The 14,754-nt window shown below is 63.2% G+C and carries 16 protein-coding genes; 13 read left to right on the forward strand and 3 right to left on the reverse strand.

What is annotated here, in order from left to right:
- Positions 1–177 precede the first annotated feature (177 nt).
- Entirely contained in the window at positions 178–798 is a 621-nt protein-coding gene (locus F6X40_RS01005; protein ID WP_187626539.1) for an arsenate reductase ArsC, read from the forward strand.
- Here F6X40_RS01005 and F6X40_RS01010 read toward each other — a convergent pair.
- Positions 795–1,121: an H-NS family nucleoid-associated regulatory protein gene (locus F6X40_RS01010; protein WP_184011295.1), complete on the reverse strand. Its 327-nt coding sequence runs from the start codon at positions 1,119–1,121 to the stop codon at positions 795–797. The genes F6X40_RS01005 and F6X40_RS01010 overlap by 4 nt on opposite strands.
- 788 nt (positions 1,122–1,909) lie before the next feature.
- On the opposite strand from F6X40_RS01010, the gene F6X40_RS01015 reads away from it, so the two are divergent.
- Positions 1,910–2,218 carry a hypothetical protein gene (locus F6X40_RS01015; RefSeq protein WP_187616267.1) on the forward strand — a complete coding sequence of 103 codons (309 nt, stop codon included), beginning with the start codon at positions 1,910–1,912 and terminating at the stop codon, positions 2,216–2,218.
- 118 nt (positions 2,219–2,336) lie between these two features.
- On the opposite strand, the gene F6X40_RS01020 is transcribed toward F6X40_RS01015, so the two are convergent.
- On the reverse strand, positions 2,337–2,612 hold the full coding sequence (locus F6X40_RS01020) for a hypothetical protein (RefSeq protein ID WP_184031549.1): 276 nt from the start codon (positions 2,610–2,612) through the stop codon (positions 2,337–2,339).
- Positions 2,613–3,556: 944 nt separating this feature from the next.
- Between F6X40_RS01020 and F6X40_RS01025 the strand changes: the two genes are divergently transcribed.
- The 5 genes from F6X40_RS01025 (at position 3,557) to F6X40_RS01045 (ending at position 7,596) form a co-directional block, all read left to right on the forward strand.
- Positions 3,557–4,174, forward strand: a complete 618-nt coding sequence (locus F6X40_RS01025; protein WP_187626540.1) for a copper-binding protein — start codon at positions 3,557–3,559, stop codon at positions 4,172–4,174.
- Positions 4,175–4,318: 144 nt separating this feature from the next.
- Positions 4,319–4,552, forward strand: coding sequence for a hypothetical protein (locus tag F6X40_RS01030; protein WP_184062744.1), 234 nt, complete (start codon positions 4,319–4,321; stop codon positions 4,550–4,552).
- Positions 4,553–4,714: 162 nt separating this feature from the next.
- A complete protein-coding gene (locus F6X40_RS01035) occupies positions 4,715–5,467 on the forward strand; it encodes an SDR family NAD(P)-dependent oxidoreductase (protein WP_184031531.1) in 753 nt (250 codons plus the stop codon).
- Positions 5,468–5,577: 110 nt separating this feature from the next.
- Positions 5,578–6,756: an L-rhamnonate dehydratase gene (rhmD, locus tag F6X40_RS01040; protein WP_184031529.1), complete on the forward strand. Its 1,179-nt coding sequence runs from the start codon at positions 5,578–5,580 to the stop codon at positions 6,754–6,756.
- A gap of 57 nt (positions 6,757–6,813) precedes the next feature.
- Entirely contained in the window at positions 6,814–7,596 is a 783-nt protein-coding gene (locus tag F6X40_RS01045) for an SDR family NAD(P)-dependent oxidoreductase (RefSeq protein ID WP_184062740.1), read from the forward strand.
- Between the two features lie 19 nt (positions 7,597–7,615).
- On the opposite strand, the gene F6X40_RS01050 is transcribed toward F6X40_RS01045, so the two are convergent.
- Positions 7,616–8,611, reverse strand: a complete 996-nt coding sequence (locus F6X40_RS01050; protein ID WP_018425428.1) for a LysR family transcriptional regulator — start codon at positions 8,609–8,611, stop codon at positions 7,616–7,618.
- A gap of 121 nt (positions 8,612–8,732) precedes the next feature.
- Between F6X40_RS01050 and rhaM the strand changes: the two genes are divergently transcribed.
- From rhaM to rhaS, 6 genes are all read left to right on the forward strand, one after another.
- Entirely contained in the window at positions 8,733–9,050 is a 318-nt protein-coding gene (rhaM, locus tag F6X40_RS01055) for an L-rhamnose mutarotase (RefSeq protein WP_187626541.1), read from the forward strand.
- 74 nt (positions 9,051–9,124) lie between these two features.
- The gene (locus tag F6X40_RS01060; RefSeq protein ID WP_187626542.1) at positions 9,125–10,018 is read left to right on the forward strand and encodes an amidohydrolase family protein; all 894 of its coding nucleotides are present in this window, start codon (positions 9,125–9,127) and stop codon (positions 10,016–10,018) included.
- Between the two features lie 47 nt (positions 10,019–10,065).
- Positions 10,066–11,595, forward strand: coding sequence for a sugar ABC transporter ATP-binding protein (locus tag F6X40_RS01065; RefSeq protein ID WP_187626543.1), 1,530 nt, complete (start codon positions 10,066–10,068; stop codon positions 11,593–11,595).
- Positions 11,592–12,647, forward strand: coding sequence for an ABC transporter permease (locus F6X40_RS01070; protein WP_187626544.1), 1,056 nt, complete (start codon positions 11,592–11,594; stop codon positions 12,645–12,647). Before F6X40_RS01065 ends, F6X40_RS01070 begins: the two co-directional genes overlap by 4 nt.
- Positions 12,640–13,671 (forward strand): ABC transporter permease, encoded by a 1,032-nt coding sequence (locus tag F6X40_RS01075; protein ID WP_187626545.1) that lies wholly within the window; start codon positions 12,640–12,642, stop codon positions 13,669–13,671. Before F6X40_RS01070 ends, F6X40_RS01075 begins: the two co-directional genes overlap by 8 nt.
- A 39-nt stretch (positions 13,672–13,710) precedes the next feature.
- Entirely contained in the window at positions 13,711–14,721 is a 1,011-nt protein-coding gene (rhaS, locus tag F6X40_RS01080; RefSeq protein WP_184062733.1) for a rhamnose ABC transporter substrate-binding protein, read from the forward strand.
- Positions 14,722–14,754: the final 33 nt, after the last annotated feature.

Genomic DNA, 14,754 nt, shown 5'->3' on the forward strand with positions numbered 1-14,754 from the left:
GGACACTGGTACACTGCGCATCGTTCGCAAAGTTGTGCTCTGTGCCCGTGAGTCGAGATACTTGGTGCGAATCCCGAGGCGCAAATAATAAAGACGCCGTAGTGTCATGGGGGCGCAAGACTGGAGCGGCACAATTCCGCCCAGAGGCCAATAAAAAAACATCGGTACGGGGTAAGCGTGTCCAGAAAATATAAGGTGTTGTTTCTCTGCCGCGATAATTCGATCCGCAGCATCATTGCCGAAGCTTTGCTGCGCGAACTGGCGGGACACCGGTTCGACGCGTTCAGCGCGGGCCCTGAACCGGCCGCGCGTCTTCATCCACTCGCGGTCGCGCAATTGCGGCCCGGCATTTCCGGGCGCGCGGTGCTGAGCCCTAAAAGCTGGCTCGAATTCACCGGCGAATGGGCGCCGCGCATGGATATCGTGATCGCGCTCGACGAATTCGTCGGCGGACTGCACGCGCCGGTATTTCCCGGCGCATCGGCGTTCGTCTATTGGACTATTACCGATCCGCTCGCGAGCGGCCACGGGTCCGCTGACGAGCAGGCCCGTCTTTTCGACAAGACCTTCTGGCAGATCGTCCGGCAGGTCAGCGCGCTTATCGAGCTGCCGCAATATGCGCAGCCTGCCTCGAATCACGCGAATCTCGTCGATGCGGCGAATGCCGTCAATGCGGGGAATACGGTGAATGCCGTAAATGTGGCAAGCGGTGGCGCAAAACCGGTGCGTGGCACGGCGGTTCGTTTCGAAGCCGCAGCCATTTTGCCCGCGCCTTCGAGCGCGGCGGCCTGCACCTAGCGGTTATTCGGGCGCCCGAGCCGCGTGCCGGCGAACGGGTCATTCGACCAGTCCACCTGTTTTTTCGGTTGGGGCGCGGGCGCCGGTTTTGCGGCCAATTCGAAATGCTCAATGCTCTGGCCGGCACTAATAGCCTGCTTCAACCATTGCGGCATTTCGCCATTGCCGTCCCAGCTGTCTCCGGTCGCATTGCGATAGCGCTCAGCCTTTTTGGCCAATGACTCGGTCGCCAGCGCTGCGGCAAGGTCTTCTGGTCTGATACCAAACTCTTCCATACGATGGCGGAGATACGCAATCATGCTATCTCGCTTCCTTTCGTCCATAGGATATTCGTCCTTCTAAAACGTGCAGCGTGCTGTCGAAGACAGATTGCGGGGAAAAAGCTGCGAAGCATCGAGCCCGACTGAATGGGGCCGCTCCGCGGTGGGGTTGTCGATTGACGGAAATGCCATGTGCCGGGTTAAAAAACGTTGCTCCCTGAATTGCAATACGGCCTCGGACAAAGACGGCCGCTGGAACAACCGACCCTCGAACCGAGAGTCTCGATCAGCAAATATTTCAGCATGTCGCAACGCGACGAACGAGGCCGGTAAGCCTGACGTTCGCTATGAAAAACTCTGTGTCTCGATGCAATGATTGCGAATGGATGGAGTCATTCCACGCTGTCCGTCTTTCACCGGACTTTCGTCGATGTGCGGGTTCGCTTTTTGTGCGTTGTAGCAACATGATAGCGCAATGCGCGAGCAAAGCACGCTTAGTTCACGTTGAATTTGTCGGTGAATGCGGTTTATCGAACGGTGTGGACGATTGGCGACACTGCTGGAAGCTCCTGGGATTGAATTCCGGGGTGCGCGAACTATAAAAGAAGGACGACAAGCTGCGAATGCAGACTTACAGCCGCCTTGTGCACGCCGATTCCGCCGACGCTCGGGAACGCGTCGAGTATCGGTTGCAAGCGCGGTAATTCTTCATCTGTTTAGTTCGGTGACCCGTCGCAGCAGTAGCGCATTGGCATCGACCCGTTCCTCGGCCCGATTGGGCAGGTTGGCTGTTCGCGGATCAATTCTTGTGGAGGACGAACACTGCTGCGCCGGATTCGAGGAGTCCGGAAATGAGAGTACGTATATTGATGATTGCCGCGACCGCCGTTCTGTTTCTCGCGCCGAGAACGGCCATCGCGGAGGAGTTGAGCGGCCAGGCGGACCACGCCGTGTCGGGTCGCGCGATGATGGAGCACGATGCGGACGAATCGGCGCAGGCGACGACCGACATGTCGTTCGGTCAGAACTGGGACCCGCGTGAGCAGGGCATACGCAACGCGTCGTATGGTGGTGTTCCGGCGGGCGAGTCGCAAGCGGGAGGCCGGCGCAGCCAGTCATGCTCGTTCAGCACGGAGTGCAAGACTTATTTCGGTCAATGACCAGAGTTCGCGAGCGGCAGCGGGGCGCCAGGAACGACCCCGGATCGCGAGGCAACGAACAGGTGCCGAGCGCTGCCGCCGCCGCCTTTCACGCGCTTGATCGCAAGCGCATGCCATTTCACGCGAATGCCAATTCCCGCTGGGCGTCAGCGCAGCGCTCGCCGAGGCGAGCGACGATATCGTCGACGCCGCGCGCCGCGTCGTTTTCCGCCGCTTCGTAGTAGCCGCGGAACTCCTCGAGCAGAGCGCGCCATGACCCATGCCAGCGCGTTTCTCTTAGACAGGCGCCGGACGAATCGGCAATACGCAACACGCCGTTGTCCGGATAGAACGTCAGCGTGACGAGGAGGCCGTCGATGACGCAGGCGGCGGTGCAGGGGCGAGTCGTGACCATGTGTGGTGTCCTTTCGATAAACCAATGTGTGTGCGTTAGACGGTGACGCGAGCTTCAGCAAACGCTGTGCCTGTGACGCCCACGTGACCGTGGCCATCGGCTCAGGCGTCCTTTTTCGTTGCCTTGACGGCAAAATTCGCCAGATCAAAAGCCGTGTTCGCAGTATTCCAATGATTGACGACAATTTTTTGTATTCGTCGCGCAGCGATGCGTAATCGCTTCAGTATCATCCATTAAGGGTTTGTGCGGAGTCGTTCGGCGATTGCCAATCTGCCGCGCGCCCACCGCTTTTCAATGCATATCGAATGCGCCGATTCGACTGTTGTCAGGCAACCGGACAGAGTCAGAGCGAGGACGGCGTCGCCGGGCATCTGAGCTCAGCGAATTGCAGCGATCATATTTTTATGGCAAATGAATCGCCCACCGTCATAAAAGATTTGACGCGGCAAACCCGATTAATCGGGAATGGCGATGCGCAGCCACTTGTCTTGCCATTCCTTTGCGCGTTTGCTAGCATCCCCGAAACCGTTTGAAATAGTCATAACGTTCGGCAATTTCCGGACCCGCTCACGTTGGGTCGCCCGGTAGTCCATCTCGTTGCGAGGAATATGTTATGGCTAGCTCTCTACCCCTCCGCTGACGCTCGCGGGAACGCATGTGCAAAGCCGCGCGGCTCCTTGCGCAAGCTCATCCGCCACGACTCCGCATACCGATTGCATCGCATGGAGAAGCACGCGCTTTTCGCGATTGGCTCTCCGGGACAAATCGACGCATTAGAAAGGAACCGCCATTGGTTTCAAAAAGCGTAACCCCGTCCGATAAAAGCGATTAATAGTCCGCTTTTCTTTTTATTCGAAGCGACTGCACTTGCCGGTGCCAAGCGTAGTACGCGATCTGCGACAAAACATTTGCCGTAACATCGACGCAATCAAAAGGAGCATTTCATGGCTTGTAATTCTACGGACTCCGGGCTCATGCAGGTGAAGGCGATCGCGGTTGCGTTGGTGGTTTGCGTCGCCGCGGCGGGTCCGGCGCTGGCACAGGACAACGCGGCCGCGTCCGCGCCGGAACAGCGGGCAATTGGCGCCGCCGCGCTGCTGCACGTTCAGGCGCGCGTCGTCGCGATCGATCCCGCGACGAACAGTGTGACGCTGCGCGGCCCGCAAGGCGGCGAGGAAACTTTCGACGTGAATCCGCAAGCCGCCGACGTCAGCAAGCTGCATGTCGGCGACGTCGTGACGATTGCGTACAAGAGGGCGGTGCTGGTCGGCGTCGACAAACTCGCGCCGAACGGAATCCGCCAGCGCATCGATACCGAAGTCACACAGCCTGCGGCGAACGGTGTCGTTGCATCGGCGCGGCGCGTCGAGGTCGTCGCGACGGTGCGCAAGATCGATCGCAAGAAGCGCACGATCACGCTGCGCGGGCCGTCGCGCACGGAAACGCTCGACGTGGCGCCGGACATTACGCTCGACAAACTGAAGGTCGGCGATTCGGTGCGCGCGGTATTCGTCTCGGCCATCGCGGCGTCGGTGTCGCGCAATGGCGCGGACGTCAAATAACGGCGATCGAGAAGGCTTAAATAAACTACGCTGAAGCGTATCGAGGTGCACGGCGTCGAACCGCAACCGGCGGTTCGACGTCGCGCCGGCCATTGCGGCTCAGGTTTCACGATGGTCATCGCGTCGCGCGCGAAGGAGCGGGGAATGGAACAGAGCGAAACGGAAACCACTGCCGAATCGGAGCGCAAACGGCTGGTCCGCAGCAAGATACACGTGGGCTTCGCCGCGCTCGGCACGTTATCGTCGGTGTTCGGGATCGGCATAGCGATCATCGGCGGGATCAACTTCGACCAGACCAAGGTGCTGGTCGGCGTCGGCATCATCGTCGTGTCGACCATTCTGTATGTCTCAATGCTTTTCATCGCTGCCGATGATTAGCCGCTTCGCTTCCCTTTAGCGCTCGCTCCCGCTGCCGATCCACTTTTGCTATCGCCCCCGCGAATAGTCGAATTGTTGGCGCATCGCACCGCCCGTATATTGACTGCAGCGATATACAACAACTCGATGGCACGCCGCACGGCGGCCTACAGGAGCACAGCAATGAATCGGATCGATCTGGAGGGGCGCACGGTCGTCATCACCGGCGGCGCGCGTGGCATCGGCTACGCGGTCGCGCAGCGGGCGTTGCGCTCGGGCGCGTCGGTCGCGTTGTGGGACGTCGATAGCGAACGGCTCGCGCGCAGCCAGCGCGAGCTGAGCGAACTCGGCAAGGTCAGCGCCATCACGGTCGAGCTGACCGACGACGCCGCGGTTCAGCAGGCCACCGCGCAAACGGTCGCCGGGCACGGCTCGATCGACGTGCTGATCAACTGCGCGGGCATCACCGGCGGCAACGGCGCGACCTGGGAGCTTGCGCCCGACATGTGGCGCCGCGTGATCGACGTGAATCTGATCGGTCCGTACCTGACCTGCCGCGCGGTCGTGCCGCAGATGCTGAAGCAGGGCTACGGCCGCATCGTCAATATTGCGTCGGTGGCGGGCAAGGAGGGCAATCCGAATGCTTCGCACTACAGCGCATCGAAAGCGGGGTTGATCGGGCTCACCAAGTCGCTCGGCAAGGAACTCGCGACCAGAAACATCCTCGTCAATGCGGTCACGCCGGCCGCGGCCAAGACCGAAATCTTCGATTCGATGTCGCAGCAGCACATCGACTACATGCTGTCGAAGATTCCGATGAACCGTTTCCTGCTGCCGGAAGAAGCGGCGTCGCTGATCCTGTGGCTGTCTTCCGAAGACTGCGCGTTCAGCACCGGCTCGGTATTCGACCTGTCGGGCGGCCGCGCCACCTATTGAGCGCGCTGCTCGCGCATTGCTCACGCAGTGCTCACATCCCGCAGCGTATTGCACACGCGTCGAACGCGAGTTGTCGAGCCGCTTCGACGCCTCTCTCCCGGAGCCCTTTCATGGCCATGCCTACCATCCGGCACGTGCGTGCCTTCATCGTTCGCGGCGGTGGCGCGGACTATCACGACCAGGCCGGCGGACACTGGATCGACGATCACATCGCGACGCCGATGGCGCGTTATCCCGAGTACCGCCAGAGCCGTCAGTCGTTCGGCATCAATGTGCTCGGCACGCTGGTCGTCGAGATCGAAGCGAGCGACGGCACCGTGGGCTTCGCGGTGACGACCGGCGGCGAGATCGGCGCGTTCATCGTCGAAAAGCATCTCGCGCGTTTTCTCGAAGGGCAACTGGTGACCGACATCGAGAAGATGTGGGATCAGATGTACTTCGCGACGCTGTACTACGGGCGCAAGGGCGTCGTGCTGAACACGATTTCCGGTGTCGATCTCGCGCTGTGGGATCTGCTCGCGAAGGTTCGCAAGGAGCCCGTGTATCAGCTATTGGGCGGCCCGGTGCGCGACGAGCTGGTGTTCTATGCGACCGGCGCGCGGCCCGATCTCGCGAAGGAGATGGGCTTCATCGGCGGCAAGCTGCCGTTGCAGCATGGTCCCGCGGAAGGCGAAGACGGACTCAGGCAAAACCTCGACAAGCTCGCCGACATGCGCTCGCGCGTCGGCGACGACTTCTGGCTGATGTACGACTGCTGGATGAGCCTCGACGTGCGCTACGCGACGCGGCTCGCGCAAGGCGCACACGAATACGGCCTCAAATGGGTCGAGGAATGTCTTCCTCCCGACGATTACTGGGGTTACGCCGAACTGCGCCGCAACGTGCCACGCGGCATGATGGTGTCGACCGGCGAGCACGAGGCGACGCGCTGGGGCTTCCGGATGCTGCTGGAGATGCAGTGCTGCGATCTGATCCAGCCCGACGTCGGCTGGTGCGGCGGCATCACCGAGCTGATCAAGATTTCCGCGCTCGCCGATGCGCACAACGTGATGGTGGTGCCGCATGGGTCGTCGGTGTACAGCTATCACTTCGTCGTCACGCGCCATAACTCGCCGTTCTCCGAGTTTCTGATGATGGCGCCGAAAGCCGACGAAGTCGTACCGATGTTCAATCCGCTGCTGCTCGACGAGCCGGTGCCGGTGAACGGGCGCATGAAGGTGCCGGACACGCCGGGCTTTGGCGTGCGGCTCAATCCGGAATGCGCGCTGGTGCGGCCTTATCAGCATTGAACGTGTCGAACGTTTTGAACCTGTGCCGAACGGCGAACCGCCGCAAAGGAGATCAAGGTGCTGCTCAAGGACAAAGTCGTGATCGTCACCGGCGGCTCGCGCGGCATCGGACGCGCGATCGCGGTGGCCTGCGCGCGCGAAGGCGCGGACGTGGCGATCAACTACTGGGGCGACAACGACGCATCGTATGGCCGGCGCTCGGCGGTCGAGGAAGTCGTCGGCGAAATCGAGGCGTTGGGGCGGCGCGTGATCGCGGTGGAAGGCAACGTCGCGGCGCGCGACACCGGCCAGGAGCTGGTGCGACGGACGGTCGACGCGTTCGGCAAGCTCGACGTGCTCGCGAGCAATGCCGGCATCTGCCCGTTTCACGCTTTTCTCGACATGCCGGCGGACGTGCTCGAATCGACGGTCGCGGTCAATCTGAACGGCGCGTTCTTCGTCACGCAGGCTGCCGCGCAGCAGATGAAAAAGCAGGGCACCGGCGGCGCGATCGTCGCGACGAGTTCGATCAGCGCGTTGGTGGGCGGCGGCATGCAAACGCATTACACGCCGACCAAGGCCGGCGTGCATTCGCTGATGCAGTCGTGCGCGATCGCGTTGGGGCCGTTCGGCATCCGCTGCAACTCTGTCATGCCGGGCACGATCGCGACCGATCTGAACGCCGAAGATCTCGCCGACGAAGCGAAGAAGGCCTACTTCGAAAAGCGCATTCCGCTCGGCCGCCTCGGGCGTCCCGACGACGTCGCCGATTGCGTCGTGTTTCTCGCGTCGGACCGCGCGCGCTATGTGACGGGCGCCGCGCTGCTCGTCGACGGCGGCCTGTTCGTGAACCTGCAATAAGCGACGCGCGATGCGGGCGTCAATTGACCGTGACGGGCGTAGTCGGCGTGCCGGGTGCGGCGGCCGGATTGTCGCGCGCGAGGTCGCGCGAGAAGCCGCGCAGCAGTTCGATGAAGCGCAGCGCCGGCTCGGCGAGCTGCTCTTCCTTGCGCGTGAGAATGCCAAAACCCGCGAGACTCTTGCCGATTTCGAGTGGCAGCGCGACCAGCAGCCCGCCGCGCACATGATCGCGCACGACCGACTCCGGCAGCATCGCGACCGCATCGTAATTCTCGAGCAATTGCAGCGTCGCGAAGATCGACGCGCATTCGGTCAGATTGACTGGCGTGGCGAGCCCGGCACGCGCGAGTTCTTCCTCGAACAGCACGCGCGCCGGACTCGTGACGGGTTGCGCAACCCACGGCCACGCGACCAGTTCGCGCAACGTGATGCGCGTGCGCCGCGCGAGCGGATGCACGGCGCGAACGACGAGCAGCAGCGTTTCGCGCGCGAGCGGCTCGAAGCTGAAGTCGTTGTGCTGCAGAGGGTTGGTCAGGCGCCCCAGCGCGAGATCGACCTCGCGCCGATGCAGCAATTGCACGACCTGATCGCTTGTTTCACCGAGGATGCGCACGCTGAGCAGCGGGCTTTCGGTCTTCAGCGCGGCGACCGACATCGCCAGCAGATCGGGCGCGGCGCCCATGATCGCGCCGACGGTCAACTGGCCGTGACCGCCGCGGCGTTTGACATCGAGGTCTTCGGCGAAGCGTGTGAGCTCGGCAAGCGCACGGCGCGCGTAAGCGAGCGTGACGACGCCGAGCGGCGTCGGCGTCATGCCGCGCGCGTTGCGCTCGAACAGCAGGAAGCCGAACGCTTCCTCGATGTCGCCGAGCATGCGGCTCGCGCTCGGTTGCGCGACGTTGACGGCCTCGGCGGCCTGATGCAGGTTGCGGGTGTCGTCGAGTGCGACGAGCAGGGCGAGATGCTTGAACTTGAGACGATTGACGAGTGCGACGGCGGCTGAATGTTGGCTCATGGTGCCAGTAGGAGTGCCCGTGCGATTCGGTTTGTGGATCGACCAATCCCAACAACGGATTGAGAGGCTATCGATGCAGGAATTATAGTCGTTCGAAGAGGTCGACAGGAGACAGGCCGCAATGGAGACAATCGCTTTCCGGATGGTGCTGAACCCCGGCATGCGCGAAGAATACGAAAGGCGTCATACGCAGATCTGGCCCGAGCTCGTTGCCGCGCTGCACAACGCCGGCGTGCGCGACTACCGGATTTTCTTCGATCCCGACACGCATCATCTTTTCGCGGTGCTCTCGCGCACCAGCGATCACACGATGGACCAGTTGCCGCAACTCGACGTGATGCGCAAATGGTGGGATTACATGGCCGACATCATGCAGACCGGGCCCGATCACACGCCGCTGTCGCAGACGCTCGAACCGGTCTTTCGTCTCAGTCATTGAGTCGAGCTGAACCCAGTTGAACCCCGCAACGACGCACGAACCTCGAAACGCTTTTCACCGGACGAAGGTGCCGCATGCAGGTTGTCGATTCGCATATCCATCTGTGGGATCTGAAGACGCATCGCTATCCGTGGCTGGAGAACCCGGGCGTGTCGTTCGTCGGCGATGCGCGCGATCTGAAGCACGACTATCTGCTCGACGATCTGCTCGGTGAAGCGGGCGACGTCGACGTGCTGAAGCTCGTGCACGTCGAAGCGAATCACGATCCGGCCGATCCCGTCGAGGAAACACGCTGGTTGCAGTCGATTGCGGATCGCGACGCCTCGCGCGGCATGCCGAATGCGATCGTCGCCGCCGTGGACCTGTGCGCGCAAAATGCGCCCGCGTTGCTCGAAGCGCATGCGTCGTTCGCGAATACGCGCGGTATCCGGCAGATTCTCAACGTGCACGACAACAAACTGTTCGATTACGTCGGCCGTCATTACATGCGCGAGCCGCGGTGGCGCGAGCATTTCGCGTTGCTGCGCCGTTACGACCTGTCGTTCGATCTGCAGCTGTATCCGTCGCAAATGGAAGAGGCGGGCGCCTTGGCGCGTGCGCATGCGGACACGCTTCTGGTCGTCAATCATGCGGGCATGTTCGTCGATCGTAATAGCGTGGCCGGTTACCGCGCGTGGCGCGAAGGCATGCGCGTGCTCGCCGCGTGTCCGAACGTCGCGGTGAAGATCAGCGGGCTCGCGATGTTCGATCATCACTGGACCGTCGAAAGCCTGCGGCCTTATGTGCTCGAAACGATCGATACGTTCGGCGTCGAACGCGCGATGTTCGCGTCGAATTTTCCGGTCGACCGGCTGTTTGGTTCGTATACGGATTTGTGGCGCGCGTATGCGGCGATCGTTGGCGATGCGAGCGAGGCTGAGAAGGACGCGCTGTTTCGGCGCAACGCGGAACGGTACTACCGGATTTGACGCGCCGCGCGTCGAAGAGAAGACAGCCGCAAAAAAGGAGACACGCAGTGCAGCCATCCCCTTCCACGGTGCCGCGACTCGAATTGCGGCACGCGAGCAAATCCTTCGGCCGGGTGCGCGCGCTGTCCGACGGCGACCTCGTGCTGTGGCCCGGCGAGGTGCATGCGCTGCTCGGCGAGAACGGCGCGGGCAAATCGACGCTCGTGAAAATTCTCGCCGGGGTGCATCAGCCCGACGCCGGCGAGCTTCTGGTGAACGGCGAGCCACGTCGCTTCGCGACGCCGGCCGAAGCGCGCGACGCCGGGCTCGCGGTCATCTATCAGGAGCCGACGTTGTTCTTCGATCTGTCGATCGCGGAGAACATCTTCATGGGCCGGCAGCCGGTCGACCGCTTCGGCCGCATCCAGTACGACGCGATGCATCGCGAAGTGGACGGACTGCTCGCGTCGCTCGGCGTCGAGTTGCGCGCGGATCAACTGGTGCGCGGTCTGTCGATCGCGGATCAGCAGGTGATCGAAATCGCGAAGGCGTTGTCGCTGAACGCGAGCGTGCTGATCATGGATGAACCGACGGCCGCATTGTCGCTGCCCGAAGTCGAGCGGCTCTTCGCGATCGTGCGCAAGCTGCGCGAACGCGACGTCGCGATTCTGTTCATCACGCACCGGCTCGACGAAGTGTTCGCGCTGACGCAGCGCGTGACGATCATGCGCGATGGCGCGAAAGTCTTCGACGCGCTGACCGCCGATCTGAGCACCGACGCGATCGTCGCCAGGATGGTCGGCCGCGATCTGCAAACGTTCTATCCGAAGGCCGATTGCACACCGGGCGACGTGCGTCTGTCGGTGCGCGGCTTGACGCGCATCGGCGTGTTCAAGGATGTTTCGTTCGACGTGCGCGCCGGCGAGATCGTCGCGCTCGCGGGCCTCGTCGGCGCGGGACGCAGCGAGGTCGCGCGGGCCATCTTCGGTATCGATCCGCTCGATTCGGGCGAAGTGTGGCTGACCGGCAAGCGGCTCGACACCGGCAAGCCCGCGGCCGCGGTGCGCGCCGGGCTCGCGCTGGTGCCGGAGGATCGCCGCCAGCAAGGGCTCGCGCTCGAACTGAGCATCGCGCGCAATGCGTCGATGACGGTGCTCGGACGGCTCGTTCGGCATGGGCTCATTTCGACGCGCAGCGAAACGCAGCTCGCCAACAAGTGGGGCACGCGTCTGCGCCTGAAGGCGAGCGACCCGGGGGCGCCGGTCGGTACGCTGTCGGGCGGCAACCAGCAAAAGGTCGTGCTCGGCAAGTGGCTCGCGAGCGGCCCGAAAGTGCTGATCATCGACGAACCGACGCGCGGCATCGACGTTGGCGCGAAAGCCGAGGTGTATGGCGCGCTCGCCGAACTCGTGCGCGATGGCATGGCCGTGCTGATGATTTCGAGCGAGTTGCCCGAGGTGCTCGGTATGGCCGATCGCGTGCTCGTGATGCACGAAGGCCGCATCAGCGCGGAGTTCGCGCGCGCCGACGCGAACGAGGAGCGCATCATGGGCGCCGCGCTCGGTCAGGGACTTTCACCATTGGGACGTGCAGCATGATGCGCCATTCGACCCATCCCGCGCCGGTGCGGCAGTCGCTGCCGAAGCGTTCCGCCGCTTCATCGGGCGGCCTCGTCGCGAGCGTCGCGAAGAGCCGCGAAACCACGTTGTTCGTCGTGCTGATCCTGCTGATCGCGGGGACCGGGCTCGCGAAGCCGCAGTTCCTGAATCTGCAGAATTTGCGCGACGTGCTGCTGAACGTATCGATCATCGGTCTGCTGACGGCTGGGATGACCGTCGTGATCCTGATGCGGCATATCGATCTGTCGGTCGGCTCGACGGTGGGTATCAGCGCGTACGCGGTGGGCAGCCTGTACGTTGCGTTCCCGCATATGCCGGTGTTCGTCGCGCTGGCCGCGGGGCTCGCGATCGGGCTCGTCGCGGGCGGCATCAATGCGCTGCTCGTCGCGGTGGGGCGCGTGCCTTCGCTCGTGGCGACGCTGTCGACGCTGTACATCTTTCGCGGTGCCGATTACGCATGGGTGCACGGCGGCCAGATCAACGCGACCAGTCTGCCCGACGCGTACTCGCGGCTCGCGACCGGCACGCTGCTCGGCATCCCGACGCTCGCGCTGATCGCGATCGTCGTACTCGCCGGCCTGTCGGTGTATCTGAAGCAGTTTCGCGGCGGTCGCGAGCACTATGCGATCGGCTCGAATCCGGAAGCCGCGCGGCTCGCGGGCGTGAACGTCGAGCGTCGCGTGATGTCGGGCTTTTTGTTGTCCGGGGCGATTGCGGGCTTTGCGGGCGCGTTGTGGCTCGCGCGCTTCGGCACCGTCGATGCCAGCACCGCGAAGGGCATCGAATTGCAGGTCGTCGCGGCGGCGGTGGTCGGCAGTGTCGCGATTACGGGCGGCGTCGGCACGATCCTCGGCGCGACGCTCGGTGCGCTCGTGCTCGGCGTGATCAGCATCGCGCTCGTCGTGCTGCACGTGTCGCCATTCTGGGAGCAGGCGATCCAGGGCGCGCTGATCGTCGCCGCGATCGCCGCCGATACGCTGCTGGCCCGCTCCGTCGCCAAACGCATGATGAGGAAACGCGATCATGGCTAAACCCGATTCCGCGCTGCTCACGCGCAAGCGCGAAACGCCGCTGCAATGGGAAGTGTTGCTGGTGATCGTGCTGATCGTGTCGCTGGTGTTGGGCCGCTGGCTGTCGCCGGTGTTTCTGACCGGCGCGAACCTGAGCAACGTATTCGCCGATCTGACCGAGATCGCGCTAATGGCGCTGCCGATGACGCTGATCATCGTCGCCGCCGAAATCGATCTGTCGGTCGCGTCGGTGCTGGGCGCGTCGAGCGCGCTGATGGGCGTGCTGTGGCACATGGGGCTGCCGATGCCGGTCGTGATCGTTTTGGTGCTGATCGCCGGCGCGCTGGCGGGCCTGCTGAACGGCCTCGTAATCGTCAAGCTGAACCTGCCGTCGCTCGCGGTCACGATCGGTACGCTCGCGCTGTTTCGCGGTCTCGCGTATGTGCTGCTCGGCGATCAGGCGGTCGCGGATTTTCCGGCCGCGTATACGGCGTTCGGCATGAACACGCTTGGCCCCACGTTCATTCCGTTGCCGTTCGTGATCGTGATCGTCGCCGCCGTGCTGTTCACGGTTCTGCTGCAAGCCACCGCGTTCGGCCGCAGTCTCTATGCGATCGGCGCGAATCCGACCGCCGCCGCGTTCTCCGGCATCGAGGTCGCGAAGATCCGTTTGCGCCTGTTCGTGCTGTCGGGTCTCGTCAGCGCGCTCGCGGGCATCGTCTATACGCTGCGCTTCACGAGCGCGCGCGGCGATAACGGCGAGGGCTTCGAGCTGTCGGTGATCGCCGCGGTGCTGTTCGGCGGCGTCAGCATTTTCGGCGGACGCGGCTCGATGGTCGGCGTGCTGCTGTCGCTGCTGATCATCGGCGTGCTCAAGAACGCGCTGACGCTCGACGACGTATCGAGCGAAACGCTGACCATCGTGACCGGCGTGCTGCTGCTCGCGTCGGTGCTGATTCCGAACCTCGTCGCGCGCTGGCGGGCGGCACGCGACCGGCGTTTCATCGCGAAGTCCGCCGCCACGACTTCTTCATCCGCAACCTAGCTTCCCCTCTCTGTCCAACAACAACGCAGGAGACACTTCATGTTCAAACCTCTACGTCACACCGGCATAGCCGCGCTCTGCGCCGCGTTGCTCGCGATCAGCTGCGGCGGCGCGTTCGCCGCGGAACTGAAAAGCGGGCTGAAGATCGCGTTCGTGCCGAAGCAGATCAACAACCCGTACGAAGTGATCGCCGACGACGGCGGCCTCGCCGCGATCAAGGAATTCGGCGGCGTGGGCAAGGCGGTCGGGCCATCGGATGCGGGTGCATCGTCGCAGGTGTCGTACATCAACACGCTGATCACGCAGCACCAGGATGCGATCGTGATTGCCGCCAACGATGCGAACGCGGTCGTGCCGTATCTGAAGAAGGCGATGGGTCAGGGCATCAAGGTCGTCACGTTCGACTCCGATACCGCGCCCGAGGGCCGCCAGCTGTTCGTCAATCAGGCGAACGCCGAAGGCATCGGCCGCGGCCAGGTGCAACTGGTCGCGAAGCTGATGGGCGGCGAGGGCGAGTTCGCGATTCTGTCGGCGACGCCGAACGCGACGAACCAGAACACCTGGATCAAGTGGATGCAGGAGGAACTGAAGAAACCGGAGTACTCGAAGATCAAGCTCGTCAAGATCGCGTACGGCAACGACGACGATCAGAAGTCCTTCGTCGAAACGCAGGGCTTGCTGCAGGCGTATCCGAACCTGAAGGCGATCGTCGCGCCGACGACGGTCGGCATCGCGGCGGCGGCGCGCTATATCTCGTCGTCGTCGAGCAAGGGCAAGGTGGCGGTGACGGGCCTCGGCACGCCGAACCAGATGCGCGCGTTCGTGAAGAACGGCACCGTGACCGCGTTCCAGTTGTGGGACCCAAGCGAACTCGGCTATCTGGCCGCGTACGCGGCGGCGTCGCTCGCGTCGGGCAAGATCACAGGTAAGGAGGGCGAAACGTTCGACGCCGGCAAGCTCGGCAAGCGCACGATTGGCGCGCACGGCGAAATCATTCTCGGGCCGCCGACCACGTTCGATGCGAGCAACATCGACAAGTACAACTTCTGAGCTTCGGCAACGCCGACTGTCCACCTGATCGCC

The organism is Paraburkholderia sp. UCT31 (genome assembly GCF_014397655.1).
Lineage (GTDB): Bacteria > Pseudomonadota > Gammaproteobacteria > Burkholderiales > Burkholderiaceae > Paraburkholderia > Paraburkholderia tuberum.

Bases quoted from the DNA above. Each gene is read 5' to 3' on its own strand.
- F6X40_RS01010 (WP_184011295.1), bottom strand. From the start codon at position 1,121: ATGGACGAAAGGAAGCGAGATAGCATGATTGCGTATCTCCGCCATCGT.
- F6X40_RS01015 (WP_187616267.1), top strand. From the start codon at position 1,910: ATGAGAGTACGTATATTGATGATTGCCGCGACCGCCGTTCTGTTTCTC.
- F6X40_RS01020 (WP_184031549.1), bottom strand. From the start codon at position 2,612: ATGGTCACGACTCGCCCCTGCACCGCCGCCTGCGTCATCGACGGCCTC.
- F6X40_RS01025 (WP_187626540.1), top strand. From the start codon at position 3,557: ATGGCTTGTAATTCTACGGACTCCGGGCTCATGCAGGTGAAGGCGATC.
- F6X40_RS01030 (WP_184062744.1), top strand. From the start codon at position 4,319: ATGGAACAGAGCGAAACGGAAACCACTGCCGAATCGGAGCGCAAACGG.
- F6X40_RS01035 (WP_184031531.1), top strand. From the start codon at position 4,715: ATGAATCGGATCGATCTGGAGGGGCGCACGGTCGTCATCACCGGCGGC.
- rhmD (WP_184031529.1), top strand. From the start codon at position 5,578: ATGGCCATGCCTACCATCCGGCACGTGCGTGCCTTCATCGTTCGCGGC.
- F6X40_RS01050 (WP_018425428.1), bottom strand. From the start codon at position 8,611: ATGAGCCAACATTCAGCCGCCGTCGCACTCGTCAATCGTCTCAAGTTC.
- rhaM (WP_187626541.1), top strand. From the start codon at position 8,733: ATGGAGACAATCGCTTTCCGGATGGTGCTGAACCCCGGCATGCGCGAA.
- F6X40_RS01060 (WP_187626542.1), top strand. From the start codon at position 9,125: ATGCAGGTTGTCGATTCGCATATCCATCTGTGGGATCTGAAGACGCAT.
- F6X40_RS01070 (WP_187626544.1), top strand. From the start codon at position 11,592: ATGATGCGCCATTCGACCCATCCCGCGCCGGTGCGGCAGTCGCTGCCG.
- F6X40_RS01075 (WP_187626545.1), top strand. From the start codon at position 12,640: ATGGCTAAACCCGATTCCGCGCTGCTCACGCGCAAGCGCGAAACGCCG.
- rhaS (WP_184062733.1), top strand. From the start codon at position 13,711: ATGTTCAAACCTCTACGTCACACCGGCATAGCCGCGCTCTGCGCCGCG.